We start from the raw sequence: 16293 nt of genomic DNA, 5'->3' as shown, positions 1-16293 counted from the left end.
ATGTTGCTTTGTTTTTTATTTGTCAAAATCATACGGAATGTTTTCGAAAATAGCATTATTTTTTGTATAAATCAACCATAGAGTTGGAGTAGTAAAACCTTTAAATTTAAATATATGGAAATTGAATTTTCTGAAAGTAACTGCAATCCAAGTATTAAAGGCGGGTGAGCATATGAATTTTTCATCGGGCAGAGTAGGCCAAATTCCTCCTTATTTATTCGCAGAAATTAATAAGAAAAAGGCAGAAATGATAAATTCGGGAATTGATATTATTGACTTAGGGATTGGTGATCCTGATCTTCCTACGCCAAAACATATCGTTAAAAAATTAATGGAAGAAACGCAGGACCCTGGGAATTTAAAATACCCTAGCTTTGTCGGATGCGTAGAATTTAAACAGGCTGTTGCTGATTTTTATTTCCGTGAATATGGTGTTCACCTAGATCCAGATACCGAAGTCTTAGCGTTGATTGGTTCTAAAGAGGGGATAGCTCACATCGTTCCGACTCTGATTGACCCAGGCGATTACGTGCTGATACCAGATCCAAGCTACCCGGTTTACCGGATGGCAACGCTCCTGGCAAACGGTCAGTACCACAATATGCCATTAAAAAAGGAAAATAATTATCAGCCGGACTTTGACGAGATTCCAAAAGAAGTACTTGAGTGTTCTAAGTTAATGTTTTTAAATTATCCTGGGAACCCGACAGCAGCAACTGTAGATTTGCCTTTTTTTAAAGAGTCAATTCAATTTGCCCAAAAGCATAATATCCCGATTGCCCATGATTCTGCATACAATATGGTGACATTTGATGCCTACAAAGCTCCAAGTATTCTTCAGGTGGAAGGGGCAAAAGAAATTGCCGTAGAGTTTGGTTCGCTTTCCAAAACATATAGTATGACCGGTTTCAGAATTGGCTATGTAGCCGGCAACAGGGAAATTATTAAAGCGCTTTCGATACTGAAAAGCAACACTGATACCGGGCAGTTCACGCCGATTCAAAAAGCGGCTGCATATGCCCTTAATAGCGACCAAAGCTGTGTAACACAATACAATCAAGTTTATAAAAAACGGATGACGGCTTTGCTTGAAGGCCTTAAATCTATCGGTGTCGAAGTGGAGCCGCCAAAAGGAAGCTTTTTCATTTGGGCACCTGTCCCAAAAGGTTATACATCTGCTGAATTTGTTACAAGTGTTTTAGAGCAGACGGGAGTAATTATTACCCCTGGAAATGCTTTTGGTCCATCAGGAGAAGGATATTTTCGTGTATCACTTTCTGTTCCAACAGAAAGATTATATGAAGCAGTTAATAGAATTAAACAAAAGTTAAAAAGTGTTGTAGGTTAATATGTTTAAAACATTGGAGGATTATAGATGAAAAAGACCTTAAACTACATTAACGGTGAATGGTGTGAAGCTTCAACAGGTAAATTTATTCCGGTTTTAAACCCGGCAAACGGTCAAGTAATAGGTGAGGTTACTCAATCCTCGAAAGAAGATGTAGACCGAGCAGTACAAGCTGCTAAACAAGCACAAAAATCCTGGCGCTTAGTTCCTGCACCGGAACGTGCTGAGAAGTTATATAAAGTTGCTCATTTATTAAAGGAAAGAAAAGAGCATCTCGCCCAAGTCCTAACCAGCGAAATGGGTAAAGTCATTGCGGAAGGCAGAGGGGAAGTGCAGGAAGCGATTGATATGGCGTTTTATATGGCAGGGGAAGGACGCCGGTTATTTGGTGAAACAGTTCCCTCAGAACTTCGCAATAAATTTGCGATGAGCATTCGCGTTCCTATCGGGGTAGCAGGACTGATTACACCTTGGAACTTCCCAATTGCCATTGCCTCATGGAAGTCGCTCCCGGCGCTTGTTGCTGGTAACGCTGTTGTGTGGAAACCAGCAACTGAAACACCAATGGTTGCAGAGGAATTTGTGAAAATTTATGAAGAAGCTGGATTACCAAAAGGATTAATAAATCTTGTAAATGGATCTGGAAGTGAAGTTGGAAATGCGATGGTCGACCATCCAGGTATCGATTTAATTTCTTTTACAGGTTCCAATGAAGTTGGAGCCGCCATTAACGGCCGTGCCGGTACACTGTTAAAGAGAACCTCGCTTGAAATGGGCGGAAAGAATGCAATCACGGTCCTCGAAGATGCCGATCTTGACTTGGCAGCCGAAGGAATTTTATGGGGGGCGTTTGGTACAAGCGGGCAAAGATGTACAGCCACAAGCCGGGTTATTGTTCACGAGGCAGTGAAGGAAGCCCTAACAGAAAAACTGCTGTCCCGCATCGGTGAATTAAAGATGGGCAATGGTTTAGATGAATCTGTAAAAGTTGGTCCGGTCATCAATCGTTCTTCACTTGAGCGAATTGATGAATATGTGAAAATCGGTCAAGAAGAGGGGGCAAAACTTTTAACTGGCGGTAAAATTGCCACCGAAGACGGCCTAAGCAGTGGAAACTACTATTTACCTACCATTTTTACGGATGTAACGCCAAACATGAGAATTGCAAAAGAAGAAATTTTTGGCCCGGTTGTATCTATTATTTCCGTTAATAGTTTAGAAGAGGCCGTAGAGGTAAATAACAGTGTAGAATTTGGTCTTTCCAGCGCCATCTATACAGCTGATATTAATCGTGCCTTCCAGGCAATGCGGGATCTCGACACAGGGCTTGTTTATGTAAATGCCGGTACTACTGGTGCAGAAATTCATCTTCCATTCGGCGGCACAAAAGGCACTGGAAATGGACATAGAGATTCCGGCACCGCTTCGCTTGATGTCTTTACAGAATGGAAATCTATTTACGTCGATTACAGCGGAAAATTACAACGGGCGCAGATTGATAACTATTAATTTAAGCTGCAAATAAGAGAAGCAATTAACCTGTATTTCCTAACTAAGTTAACTCAAACGGAAAGGGAAGCAGGTTAATTGTTTATTTTTTAAAAGTTGAGGTGAATAACATGACTTCCCAAATGACTGGCGGACAATACATTGTAAAATGGATGGAACATGTAGAGATTGATCGCTTCTACTTCGTCCCCGGAGAGAGTTATCTCCATGTATTAGACGCATTACGGGACAGTGAAAAAATCCAGGCCATTACCACAAGACATGAATCTACCGCTTCCTTTGCGGCCGAAGCATACGGAAAACTAAAGGGGAAACCAGCAGTATGTATGGCTACGAGAGGACCCGGTGCAAGTAATTTGAGCATAGGGATTCAAACAGCCTTTTATGATCAAACTCCGATGATTGCCCTTATCGGTCAAGTCCCGACGACCATCATGCATAGCGGGGCATTCCAAGAAATAGACTTCGGCTCCTTTTTTAGACCAATCTCAAAAGAAGTTTTCTCAATAACAGCAAGTCATCAATTGCCGGCTATTTTAAATCAGGCATATTGGTTATCGATAAATGGGCGACCGGGTCCAGTTGTAATTACGCTCCCGACGGATATTCTTGGATCTGATATTACGGATACACTTTTGCCGAAGCCAGTCTCTTTAAAATATGGCAGAGAAGAAAATGCAATGGCACATGCGATATTAGAAAGATTAGAAAAGGCTGATAAACCCTTAATTGTATCAGCACTGCCAGCTATGAAAGGAGAAGAGGCCCAGCTGTTAACGGAATTCGCTGAAATGGTCGGGGTGCCTGTATGCGGTGCATGGAGAAGGTTTTCCTCATTCCCTAACGACCACAATAATTTTATTGGCTCAGTTGGTCTCGGTTCGCCTGGAGTGACAACTCAATCAATGAAAGAGGCGGATTGTATCATTGGCTTTGGTCCATCCATGGAAGATGTTGCGGTACAGGGGGGAGCGCTGATTAATCAGCAGGCCAACATTACCCAAGTTGCGAAAAATATTGACAGCGGCAGCGTTAGAAGGAGCGGCGGGGCAGCTTTTAACGGGTATATTGCTTCTGAAGTAGCAGTGCTATATTCTTTAGTACAAATCTGCAAGGCAAACAGCGCAATAGCTAATAAAATTCGGGAGAAAAATTTTACACGCACATTACTCTTAAGGGATTTATTTGAAAACAGGTTTACTAAAGAGGCGGGCAATGTTGAAAAGACAAGCTTGAATATCGTTTTTAATAAGCTGAATGAAGTAATTGAGAATAACGCTATTGTTACAAGTGACGCGGGGAATTTTTCCCACTGGCTGCTTCGTTATATTTCTTTTAAAGATGACCGCGTATACCTTGGGCCAGTTAATGGGGCAATGGGTTACGGCATTGCCTCGGCTCTTGGGGCGAAAACCTGCTTTCCAGCACGGCCTGTATGGGCTTTTGCTGGGGATGGGGGAGCGATGATGACAATTGGAGATTTAGAAACCTTTAAACGAAACAATGTGGACGCCGTCATCGTCGTCATCAATAACGGCATTTATGGAACGATTCGAGCCCATCAAGAAAAACAATTCCCCAACAGACCTTTCGGAACAGATTTAGGTGATGTGGATTTTGTAAAAGTAGCAGAAGGAATGGGTTTGAAAGCCTGGAAAATTGAACGTAATGAACAAATTGATCAAGTTTTAGCTGGGGCAGTAAATGAAAAAGGCCCTCGATTAATAGAAATTATCGCCCCTATTTACCCGATTTCCCTCACATAGAAAATGAAAACAGACCCCAATTTAATGCGCAGGGTCTGTTTTCATTTCCTCATAACATTGGATGGCTGTATAAAGAAGCATACAATGTTCGAACCTATTTGTTTGAAGGGAGGTAATTTCGCTGATTTTTTCAAGTCTGTAAATGATCGTGTTTCGATGGATGTACATATTTCTGGATGCTTCACTTAAATTCATATTGAATTTACAGAAGCCAATAAAGGTTGATGCTAAGATTTCGTAGTTATCGTGTTGGATTAAAGGGGCAATAAGCTTTAGTAGTTTATTCTGATAATGGGTGGTGAGCGCCTCAGGAAGCAGCCTAAATAAAGTTTCCCTTTCATTGTAAATATGAATTTTTTTATCTGGTTCAATTCGTGTTCCAATATTCAGTGTTTTTATAGCATTTTGGTAGGATTCCGTTACATCGCTAAGCTGGTTGCTGACATCTCCAGCCGCAATACTGGCCGATACACGGAATTTTGTATCTAAGAAGGTATTTATTTTTTCAAGCTTTTCTTCCAAACTTTCAATTAAAACGGTAAACGAACGCGGATAGGGAAGTGATTTAATTACAATAAATCGTTCAAGACTTAAAAATGAAATGATATCATCTTTATTTTCCTGAAAAATTAACTGTAAAAAACTTAAAACCTCACGTTGAAAGTATTGCAATGGAAAGTTTTTAAAAAAATTGTCAGCTGCTTTTTTGCATGAAATTTTTTTAGAAAAATGTTTTATATCGATAATTAGGCATATGCGCTTGGTATCGATGTCAAATCCAAGAAGTTTTGCAGATTGATAGATTTGGTTGTTTGTGTATTCTTCATTTTGGCTATAATGAATAAGCTGATGAACAAACATTTCCACCATTTTATCTTTTAGTTCCACCATTTCATTTCGAAAGGCCTCTTGGCACATCATTTCAACTTGATTCTTAACGAGCTGAACGTATTTTTCAACCTCTCTTGGTTCACCGACAATCCCAAGGACGCCAATCACTTTATTATTAAATTTTAAGGGAGCGGACACTCCTGGAAGGATTCTTTTTTCAATTTCATTTTTACAATCTATCATTATATTTTTCTTAATGACTTCAAGTGACGGTTGATGGAAAATTCCAATTCGACTTTTATCAGTAGAGCCTATTATAATTCCTTCATTGTCCGTAATGCTGATGGGATAGTGTAAAATTTCGCTTGTTTTTTCGACGATGTCTTGGGCGATATGCTCAAGGATTTTCATTTCGTCTGCTCCTTTCATAGTGCTTCTGTCTTTCTAACACTAATCATGGTGTTTATATTATGTCTTATTGTAGCGGCTTTATATAAATTGTTCAATGATTCAGAAAATTATTTAGTGAAAAAAGACTAAAACTTGGTTCTGCTGCTTCCATTTTTTTGTTTAAAATACACATATGTTTCTGAATTTTTTTAATTTATTATTAATTCATTGTTAAAGAAGTTTGTTCATCTTAAAAAGGAGGGTCCACCGAATGGAAAAAGAGGCAGTAAGAGTTAGTGAAAATCTAAGTGAAGCCCATACTCTACCATCTTGGCTATATACAAAACCGGAAGTTGTGGAAGTTGAAAAAAGAGTAATCTTTTGTAGGACGTGGCAATACGTAGGGCACGAGAGTCAGTTTAGGAAGCCTGGGGATTATATTACCACAGAAGTGGCGGATCGTCCGATTATCATTTGTCGCGGGCAAGATGGAGAAATACGAGCATTCTATAATGTTTGTACTCACCGTGCAGCAAAATTGGCAGAGGGTGAAGGCAATAAGTCTGTTTTTACCTGTCCTTACCATGCATGGAATTTTCGTATGGATGGATCCCTCTTAAGAGCTCCTAATATGGGCGGCTGTAAAAACTTTGACTATCAAGATTTCTGTTTAAAAACGATCCAGTTAGAAATTGTTCAATCTTTTGTTTTTGTAAATTTAGATCCTGAGGCTCCTCCTATAGCGATACAATATCCTGACCTTTTCCAACATGTAGAAAAGTATGATCTCAGTAAATTAAAAAGAATACGTGTTAAAGAAACAATTTGTCAATCCAATTGGAAGATTGGAATTGATAATTATCTTGAATGCGATCATTGCTCGATTGTTCATAAAACACTAGTTTCAAAGCTTGATATGAAACAATATGATATGACTATGCATGATTATTATTCATATCAAGGGACTCCTCTGAAAGGTCAGACTAGCGAATTTGGTCTTGGCCAAGGGGGCAGATACTACTGGCTTTATCCCAACACATGGTTCTCCTTTGATCCGGGACCAGCAAATCTATCCATTCACCAGTCCATCCCTATAGATCATAAAACTACAAAATATGTATATACAACATTTTTCATGACAGATGAAATGACGAAGGAAGAGGAAGAACTGCTGGCAATGGATGACCTAGTTAGAAAGGAGGATTTAGATATTTGCGAAGTAGTTCAAAAAGGAATAGAAACGGGTGCATATATACAAGGTCGCTTTTCAATAACGGAAAATTTAGTCCATCATTTTCATTTACTTCTTCAAAAAGATTTAGAACACGTTTTACCACTCCCTAAGAAAAATTCAACTACAGCATTATAAGAGATAGAATAGTATGTATTTGCAAGTTTTACATCTTACTGAAAGCGCTTTCTATTATGGGGAATATGGAGAAGGTTAGGTGAAGTGGATGTCGGTAACGCAAGGCAAGTCTACATTAAAACGGGCAATGAAGAGCAGACACTTATTTATGATGTCTTTAGGAGGCATTATTGGTACGGGGCTGTTTTTAGGCTCCGGTTATGCCATTGGGGAGGCAGGTCCTGCTGGAGCTATTTTGGCTTACTTAGTCGGAGGTTTACTCATGTACTTAGCCATGGTTTGTTTGGGCGAATTATCTGTGGTGATGCCGGTTTCTGGCTCCTTCCAAGCTCATGCAACTAAGTTTATCGGTCCCGCAACAGGTTTTGTTGTCGGCTGGATCTATTGGCTAAGCTGGGCACTGTATGTCGGACTTGAATTTGTAGCAGCGGGACTGCTTATGAAAAGATGGTTTCCAGATGTACCTACCTGGATTTGGTGTGCGATTTTCGTGATTTTATTATTTTCAATCAACTCTCTTACGACAAAGGCATTTGCTGAAACAGAGTATTGGTTTGCTGGCATTAAGGTTATTGCAGTTATAGTGTTTATCATTATTGGGCTAGGTTCAGTATTCGGCTTAATTAGTCTGCAAAATGAACCAACACCATATCTATCTAATTTTATTGGTGATGGTTTATTCCCGGCCGGAATGGTGGGTGTCTTTATTTCAATGATGACGGTCATCTATGCCTTTCAGGGCTCAGAAATAATGGGTGTAGCAGCAGGGGAAACAGAAGAACCGGAAAAAAATATTCCTAAAGCTATTCGGACAATTGTATTTCGGATTCTTATTTTCTACGTTTTAGCTATTTTTGTCCTATCAGCCCTTGTTCCTTATAAAAAGGCTGGTGTGTTGGAAAGTCCGTTTGTGACTGTGTTTGATATGGTTGGGATTCCATTTGCTGCGGACATCATGAATTTTGTCATTTTAACAGCGATTCTTTCAGTTGGAAACACCGGCTTATTTGCCTGTACACGTATTATGTATTCTCTTTCTGAAACGGGAATGGCACCGAAAGTGTTAGGAAAGTTGAATAAACGTGGTGTCCCATCTAATGCTTTATTAGTTACATTGGGCTTTGCCTTGCTTTCTCTATTAACAAGTGTAATAGCTGAGGATACTCTTTTCGTTGTATTACTTGCCATTAGCGGTATCGGCGGAACTCTTACATGGCTGGCCATCGCAGCAGCACAAATCGGTTTTCGCAGACAATTTATAAAAAATGGCGGCAGACTTGAAGACTTAAAATATAAAGTACCACTCTATCCGTTTATTCCTATTTTATGTATCGTAATGTGTCTATTTATCTTTGCGTTTACTGCTTATGATGAGACTCAGCGGACATCACTTTACTGGGGGGGTGGATTTGTAGCAGCCTGCTATTTATACTATTACTTTAAATTTAAGCGAAAAAAAATAACTCTTCCATTAGAAACTCAAGCTTCTAAGGTTGAAACAGAAGATTATTAATTTCAAAATTCAATAGGTTGAACACTAATCTAGGGGGGAATCATGAGTAATTATGACGTCATTATTGTCGGTGCTGGTTTTTCGGGTTTAACAGCTGCAAGAGAGCTGCGGTTATTGGGGCACAAAGTCTTGGTGTTAGAAGCTCGTGACCGTCTAGGTGGACGTACTTGGGTGGATTATCGTCTTGGTATAGAACTTGAAATGGGTGGTACGTATGTCCATTGGCATCAACCTCATGTTTGGGCAGAGATTACTCGTTATGGGCTTGAACTTATTACTGCACCAAGAACAGAAAAAGTATTTTGGATTGCGGATGGAAAATCCTTTTCAGCCCCTGTAATTGAATTTAAGAATAAACTAAGAAATACAGTCGAACGTTTAATAAGGGAAGGGGGTAAACATATCCCGCTGCCTTTTCAGCCTTTACATTCTGAGAGCTTTAGAGAGTTTGATGGAATAACAGCTGAGCAATTTATGAAGGATTTCGAATTAACAAAAGAAGAATATGATATTATCCATGGCTGGATTGCTTCCGACTACTGTGGTGATCCAAACGAAGGAGCTGTTACCCAAATCTTTCGCTGGTGGGCATTCTCTCAAGGGAAATGGGAAACTCATAGTGCCATGGTTTCTAGCTTTCGGTTAAAAAAAGGTACAAGAGCGTTAATAGAGGGAATTGCAGAAGATTCAGCAGCGGAAATCAAACTTACAGCCATTGTAAAAAGGGTGGAACAAACTAAGGATGGTGTAACGGTCTTTTTAGAAGATGGAACTACATTTAAAGGGAATGCTGTAATTATAACCGTTCCTTTAACAACTTTACAGGATATTGAATTTAATCCGGAGCTCTCTATCGAGAAACAGGCTTCCTCAAAAGAAGGGCAAACATCTAAAGGAATTAAAGTCTGGGCACGAGTGAAAGGGGAATTAGAACCTTTTGATGCTATAGCACCCGGCTGGTATCCACTAAATTCCGTTCATTTGGATCGATATGTTGATGGTGACAGTATCATCGTTGGCTTTGGACCTAGTGCAGCAATGTTGAGTCCTGTCGATCGGGATGGGGTGGAAAACGCATTACGGCGGTGGATTCCGGATATACAAGTAATCGAAAGTACGGGACATGACTGGATAAACGATCCGTTTTCAAGAGAAACATGGCCAATGCTGAAACCAAATCAGCTAACTACTTATCATCAGGAATGGAATACTTCGGAGCATGCAGTATTTTTAGCAGGAACCACCTATGCAAATGGCTGGGCTGGATTTATTGATGGGGCAATAGAGAATGGGATATCTGTAAGTCGAAAGGTTCATAAATTTCTTTCTGATAAAGCGGCTTACAAGAATTTCATTCCTTCGAATCAATAATTTATTAGAAAAGACCAAGTGCATAATATTCAGCACTTGGTCTTTTCTTTCGCGTATTATTTTCCCGCAGCCGCTGCATCATTCGTAAATTCCTGCTGTTCCTTCTCTTCAGGAATAATAAAATTCAAAATTAGCGTTGCCAGCGCTCCAATAGTCATACTAGAAGAAAGAAGATAGTTAGCCCACTCTGGTGCACCTGCGAGTACATCCTTCGGTAAAATCGTTACCGCGATTGTTAAAAGAATTGGTAGGCCAATAATCATCATGTTACGGTCATTAATATAAATTGGTTGGATAACTTTCATCCCGTTTGTGACAATCGCAACACAGACGATTCCGAAAATTCCATTAATAACTGGTTCAGGAATACAAGTAATCAGTGTAGATAATTTTGGTACTAATCCAAGGCAGATCAAGATTCCTCCGCCAGCCATAATCGCCATTCTGCTGGCAACCCCGGTAATTGCAAGTAAGCCGGCGTTTGAGGAATAGCCGGTCATTGGAGTACTTCCAAAAAGTGCACCAACAAAACAACCGAGTCCTTCACCAAATGAAGCACGATTTAAACGAGTTTCGTCTAACTCTTTACCGGTTACTGAAGAAACCACAAACCATGTGCCAGTTGTTTCGATTAAGATAATGAAATAAACAAATGTAACCGTCAGAATAGCATTTAGGTCAAACACAGGTTTTCCAAAAGGGAATAAGGATGGCAGTGAGAACCATGCCGCATTTTTTACAGGAGAAAAATCTACAGTCCCTAAAAAGCTGGCAGCAATTGTTCCAACAGCTATGGCAAGCAAAACCGAAACCAAGCGGAAGAAGGTTCCTAGTCCGTGCATTTTTCGACCAAAAAGCATACATAAAACAAGCACCCCGGCAGAAATAGCCGCGATTAAAATGTTCTTACTAACATTTCCTTCAGCGTAATAAATGTTATTCATCCCAATTGGCATCAAAGAAATACCGACAATAATAATAACGGTTCCGCCAACAAGCGGTGGAATGAACTTTCTAACAGCTTTTGCAAACCACTTTAATGGATAGCCTAAAAGAGAAATAATGATTGCACCAGGAATCAGGCTTCCTGCAATGGCTCCTAATCCAAGTTTACCGCCAATAGCTGCGATGGCGCCGACCGGAACATAGGAAGGACCTTGCACGACCGGCAGTTTAATGCCAATCCCCGTTTGAATTAATGTGGCAATCCCCGTAGCCAAAAAGCACATTTGGATAAAAAATGAGGTGTTTTCTGTACTTAAGGAAAGCAATCCAGCAATAATAATTGGCGCAATATATAAGTCCATTGCCAATACATGCTGTGCTCCCAAAAGCAGGGCTTTTCCGAAACTAATTTTGTCGTCTACCCCGATTAGGATATTATTCTTATTATTCAACGCTTGCAACCCCTTCGTTCGCATTTAAATTATTTTCACTAGGATTATAATAGAAATTCAAAGAAATGTACACAAAAACCGAATATTATATTAAAAAAATAAAATTATATTCGTGAATAGAGTTGACCTTTTTCAAATAGATAAATAAAATGAAGAAAGATTAGTTTAGGAGGCAATATTAAATGATTGAAGATAAAGTGTTAGTAGAAGATTGGCTTGTTGCCTGTCCTTCAAGTGAAGTGGGAGAAAAGCCAATTCAAGTGATGCTAATGGGCGAGAGAATCGTCATTTTTAGAACGAGTGAAGGAGTACACGCCTTTAGAGATCTTTGTATTCACAGGGGGGCAGCTCTTTCTTTAGGTGAAGTGAAAAATGACTGCCTTGTTTGCCCATACCATGCTTGGGAGTACAATCCAAACGGAGAATGTGTGACGATTCCACAGCTGCCTGAGGATAGGGCTATTCCGAAAAAGGCGAAGGCCTATAAATTCTCTTGCATGGAAAAGTACGGTTTTATTTGGGTAAATCTAGCAGGAAATGAGCCGGAAATCTTCTCCTATCCGGAATTTGAAGCAGAAGGATACCGCAATATTATGTGGGGGCCCCAAGATGTGAATGCAAAGCCGCCAAGAATTATTGAAAATTTCCTTGATGTAGGTCACTTAGCAATTGTTCATGAGGGATCATTAGGGACAAGCAGTCATCGGGAAATTGCTGATTATCATATGAATTGGGAGGATGGCCGTATTTATTCTGACGAAATTCCAATTTTCCAGCCAGATCCTGATGGCTCTGGAGAATCTAAATATGTGTACTATACCTATGAAATCCTACGACCATTCACGGTCCGCTTTACAAAAAAAGACAAGGAAAAAGATCAATATTTTACGATTTTATTAACCATTCGTCCAGTAGATGAAAACAAGTCCGTTGCTTATGGCATTATGTCCTTCAGCTATCATACTGACAACACGGATGAAGAAATTATTGCTTATCAAGATGCTATTTTTGCTCAGGATAAACCGGTGGTGGAGAATCAAAAGCCTGAGGAGCTGCCGCTTGATTTGCAAATCGAACTCTCCCTTGTATGTGACCGCGTAAGTATCGCTTACCGTCAATACCTAAAAGAACTAGGGGTAAAGCTAGGTACTGCATAATTTCAATTAAACATTAAACCTATGAAAGAGGCACTGTCTAAACAGATAGTGCCTTTTTCATATTACATCGTCGTAACTTAATAGACTTTATGCATCAGTTGAAATTGTAATATTTTTAACATTTCATAGTAATAAAGGGTTCAAGATGCCAGTAAAGATAGGATAAGTGTACAAAACCACTTCATGTTTTCTGTTCAATGTAATCAGCCTGAAAATAGGAGGGGAAAAGGTGAAAGTTGAATACACCTATTCATTTCATTTACCGCGAAACATTGTTTGGAAGTACATACAGGATGCACAAGTCCTTAGAAGTGCTCTTCCAGGCTGTCAATCCTTCGAAGAAAGGTCGGACGGGGTATATTTGGCTGAAATGGGGGTGAATGTTGGACCCATTAAAGGTCTATTTACAACAGAGGTGCAGCAAACCAACCAAATACCGCCATCTTCCTACCGTCTAATGGTAAAAGGAAAGGGGAAACCAGGAGAGATTGATGCTATAGCTGATATGTTCATAAAAGAAGTAAAGGATAGTTCACAAGTTACTTGTGTCGCTGATGTTGAAGTAACTGGTGTTTTAGCTTCAGTCGGTCAAAGGGTAATGGGAGGAGTCGCCAAAATTATTTTAAGCCAATTTTTCAAAGCAGCCGAGAAAGAAATGAAAAAGGAAATTAATAAAGTTTAAGGGGCTGTTGAAGTGGCGAAAAAATATCCTGTTCAGGTGAATGTAAATGGAAAGTGAGATCCGCGTAAGTAGAGTGGCATCTTTTGCTTGTCCACCTTTTACGTGATGAATTTGATTTAACTGGAACACATATTGGCTGTGACACAAGCAAATGCGGTGCCTGCACGGTTATAATTGAGTGAAAAATTTAAGAAGCTAACTTACAGGAGCTAAACCACCAAGAAAAAGCAATGTTGCCTGCATGGTGGTTTGGCTTTTTCTAATTTTAATATCCAAGAAAGTAGGTAAGATCATGGAATCGATCCAGCAGATAACAAAATTGTTATCAGGCATGATTAAAAACAATGACACAGGGGTTTTGGCCACGGTGGTCTCAGTTCAGGGTTCTGCCTATAAACGGGAAGGCGCAAAAATGATCATTGAAGCGGACGGAGCTTATCATGGGATGATTTCTGGCGGCTGCTTGGAATCTGATGTTGCGTCGAGTGCCGAATATATCTACAGAACCGGAAAAACCATGGTGAAAAAATATGAACTAGATGAGGAGCTTGTCTGGGGTCTTGGGTTGGGCTGCCCTGGAACAGTTGAAATTTTAATGGAACCGATTGATTCTTCAGATTTATGGCAACGGATAGCGGACATTTATGCGAAACAAGAGGCAATGGTAGTGTGCAAAATTCTTACGGATGAAGAATCTGCATGCCTCCCATTTGTTGTCACCAAAGAGAAGGTGATTGGAAGCTTTTCTGATGAATATTTGCAGGAACATGTAGTCACGATTGCCAGACAGAAGTTGAACCGGCTGACCGCCCAATCTGAAAGCATTTGTTTTGAAACAAGAACTAGCAAAGAAGAAATTGTCTTTTTTGATGTGTATTTGCCTCCACCAAGGTTATTTATTTTCGGTGCCGGACATGATGCCGTTCCGCTGGCAAGGATTAGTACGATCGCCGGCTTTGAAACGACTGTCATTGACCCGAGACCAGCTTATAACACGAAGGAACGCTTTCCAACGGCACATTTACTTGCAGAAGATGCAAGCCAGGTTAACGTTGATCCCCAGACGTATATCGTTATTATGAATCATCATTTGGAACGTGATGCAGCGTCACTTGCCTTTGCAATAAAATCCAATGCACCATATATCGGTGTTTTAGGGCCTAGAACAAGAACCCAAAGGCTGCTACGCAGCCTCAAAGATGAGGGGGTTGTTTTTTCACCAAAGCAATTAACTAAATTATTCAGCCCGATTGGCCTTGATATTGGGGCAGAAACACCGGAAGAGATCAGCGTGAGTATACTATCAGAAATTACTGCCTACCGTACAGGACATCAAGGCGGATTTTTAAAAAATCGCCCGTTTATTCATAAAAAATCACAAATGGCAGTAGAGAATCCAAGTTAATTGGCGCAAGTCAAGAGAAATGAAAAAGTGAAATTTGTTGCTGTAATTTAATTGGTTTTTTAAAAACAAAAGCTGGTTTTTAGACTTAAATATTGAATGCGAGAAAAGTCAAAAAACAACTTGAACTATTCAGAAAATTCATGTAAAATTAAGAGTATCTTCATCCTATCCGACTCCCAGCGGAAGGAAGTGAAGTTTCGAAGTAATGTAAATATTTTTGACTGATAAGTTTCCACTACCAGCTTTAGCCGGCTGGGTTAAATGGATCGTGTAGCCAGTCCAATCCACTTTAAAAGTGTGTTTGGGCTGGCTTTTTATGTTTTATCAAAAAAACCTAATTGGAGGAGGTTATATGGCTGGAGCATTAGGAGGAATTAAAGTATTAGATTTAACAAGGGTACTTGCTGGTCCGCATTGTACGATGATTCTCGCAGACCTTGGCGCAGATGTTATTAAAGTCGAGGCCCCGGGGGGCAGTGATGAGACGCGTTGCTGGGGTCCGCCTTTTCAAAACGGTGTCAGTGCTTATTATTTATGCGCCAACCGCAATAAGCGAAGCATCACGGTGAACCTGAAATCTGAAGAAGGCCGGGAAATCATTAGAAAAATCGCCAAAGAAGCGGATGTCCTGATTCACAATTTTAAAACTGGTTCCATGGAGAAATGGCAGTTAGACTACGAGTTTTTGAAAATAACCAATCCCCGGCTGGTCTATTGTTCTATCACCGGCTTCGGAGAAACTGGCCCATACCGCCATCTCCCTGGGTATGATTATATTATCCAAGGAATGAGCGGAATGATGAGCATTACCGGGAGTGAAGAGAGCGGACCGATGAAAATCGGAGTGGCCATGGTTGATATTTTAACAGGATTGTATTCAGCCATTTCAATTCAGGCAGCATTGTTAGAAAGAGAACGCTCCGGGCAGGGACAAAGAATCGATATGTCCTTGATGGATACAGCGGTCAGCTCACTTGCCAATGTCGCAAGCAATTATCTGATTTCGGGGAAAATCCCAAAAAGGCTTGGAAACGACCATCCAAACATCGTACCATATTCAAAATTTAAGGCATTAGATGGAGAAATGATTATCGCTGTGGGGAATAACCGCCAGTTTGCGAAATTATGTGAAGTGATGGGAATCAGTGAAATGGCTTTGGACGAAAAGTTTCACACCAATGAAGATCGAGTGAAAAATAAGCTGGAGCTCACGGAGATTTTGGAAAACCAGCTTCATATGAAACCAATCCACGAATGGATTGAATTATTTTCTCAGCATAATATTCCATGCGGCCCGATTGCGACAATGGATCAAGTATTCGACCATCCGCAGGTAGTCGCCAGAGATATGGTCGTTCAAGTGGATCACCCGGAGGCGGGGACGGTTAAGCTAGTTGGCTCCCCTATAAAACTATCAAGGACAAAAACAAGAATTGAACGACATCCGCCAATCGCTGGGGAACACACAAATGAAATTCTGCAAGAAGCGGGCTATTCATTCGAGGCAATCGAAAAATTAAAACAAACTAAAATAATATAAATTTTACTAGGAGGC

The 16293-nt window shown here is 40.2% G+C and carries 12 protein-coding genes; 10 read left to right on the top strand and 2 right to left on the bottom strand.

The annotated features are described in order from the left end of the window. Nucleotides 1-172: 172 nt before the first annotated feature. The 3 genes from IE222_RS14400 to IE222_RS14390 all read left to right on the top strand — a co-directional run bounded on the left by IE222_RS14400 (nucleotide 173) and on the right by IE222_RS14390 (nucleotide 4623). Nucleotides 173-1348: an LL-diaminopimelate aminotransferase gene (locus IE222_RS14400; protein WP_191273967.1), complete on the top strand. Its 1176-nt coding sequence runs from the start codon at nucleotides 173-175 to the stop codon at nucleotides 1346-1348. 27 nt (nucleotides 1349-1375) lie between these two features. Next, entirely contained in the window at nucleotides 1376-2857 is a 1482-nt protein-coding gene (locus IE222_RS14395) for an aldehyde dehydrogenase family protein (RefSeq protein ID WP_191273966.1), read from the top strand. Between the two features lie 110 nt (nucleotides 2858-2967). Beyond that, entirely contained in the window at nucleotides 2968-4623 is a 1656-nt protein-coding gene (locus IE222_RS14390; RefSeq protein ID WP_191273964.1) for a thiamine pyrophosphate-binding protein, read from the top strand. Between the two features lie 21 nt (nucleotides 4624-4644). Here the strand turns inward: IE222_RS14390 and IE222_RS14385 are convergent, their stop codons facing one another. Continuing rightward, a complete protein-coding gene (locus IE222_RS14385) occupies nucleotides 4645-5865 on the bottom strand; it encodes a CdaR family transcriptional regulator (protein WP_191273962.1) in 1221 nt (406 codons plus the stop codon). Between the two features lie 250 nt (nucleotides 5866-6115). Here IE222_RS14385 and IE222_RS14380 point away from each other — a divergent pair, with 250 nt between their 5' ends. The 3 genes from IE222_RS14380 (at nucleotide 6116) to IE222_RS14370 (ending at nucleotide 10097) form a co-directional block, all read left to right on the top strand. Further along, the gene (locus IE222_RS14380; RefSeq protein WP_191273944.1) at nucleotides 6116-7213 is read left to right on the top strand and encodes an aromatic ring-hydroxylating oxygenase subunit alpha; all 1098 of its coding nucleotides are present in this window, start codon (nucleotides 6116-6118) and stop codon (nucleotides 7211-7213) included. Between the two features lie 88 nt (nucleotides 7214-7301). After that, a complete protein-coding gene (locus IE222_RS14375; RefSeq protein ID WP_191273942.1) occupies nucleotides 7302-8726 on the top strand; it encodes an amino acid permease in 1425 nt (474 codons plus the stop codon). 42 nt (nucleotides 8727-8768) lie between these two features. Beyond that, nucleotides 8769-10097, top strand: coding sequence for a flavin monoamine oxidase family protein (locus IE222_RS14370; protein WP_191273939.1), 1329 nt, complete (start codon nucleotides 8769-8771; stop codon nucleotides 10095-10097). Between the two features lie 56 nt (nucleotides 10098-10153). Here IE222_RS14370 and IE222_RS14365 read toward each other — a convergent pair whose 3' ends face one another. After that, on the bottom strand, nucleotides 10154-11518 hold the full coding sequence (locus IE222_RS14365) for a uracil-xanthine permease family protein (protein ID WP_191273938.1): 1365 nt from the start codon (nucleotides 11516-11518) through the stop codon (nucleotides 10154-10156). A 158-nt stretch (nucleotides 11519-11676) separates the two neighbouring features. Between IE222_RS14365 and IE222_RS14360 the strand changes: the two genes are divergently transcribed. From IE222_RS14360 to IE222_RS14345, 4 genes are all read left to right on the top strand, one after another. Next, nucleotides 11677-12651: a Rieske 2Fe-2S domain-containing protein gene (locus tag IE222_RS14360; RefSeq protein WP_191273936.1), complete on the top strand. Its 975-nt coding sequence runs from the start codon at nucleotides 11677-11679 to the stop codon at nucleotides 12649-12651. A 229-nt stretch (nucleotides 12652-12880) separates the two neighbouring features. After that, entirely contained in the window at nucleotides 12881-13333 is a 453-nt protein-coding gene (locus IE222_RS14355; protein ID WP_191273934.1) for an SRPBCC family protein, read from the top strand. Between the two features lie 292 nt (nucleotides 13334-13625). Beyond that, complete coding sequence (locus IE222_RS14350) at nucleotides 13626-14738, top strand: XdhC family protein (RefSeq protein WP_191273932.1); 1113 nt, start codon at nucleotides 13626-13628, stop codon at nucleotides 14736-14738. A gap of 352 nt (nucleotides 14739-15090) precedes the next feature. Further along, nucleotides 15091-16278 carry a CaiB/BaiF CoA transferase family protein gene (locus IE222_RS14345; RefSeq protein WP_191273930.1) on the top strand — a complete coding sequence of 396 codons (1188 nt, stop codon included), beginning with the start codon at nucleotides 15091-15093 and terminating at the stop codon, nucleotides 16276-16278. Nucleotides 16279-16293: the final 15 nt, after the last annotated feature.

The organism is Neobacillus kokaensis, assembly GCF_014656545.1.
Taxonomy (GTDB): domain Bacteria; phylum Bacillota; class Bacilli; order Bacillales; family Cytobacillaceae; genus Neobacillus; species Neobacillus kokaensis.
Note: the sequence above shows the minus strand (reverse complement) of the source record. Positions and strands in the feature narration are given on the sequence as shown.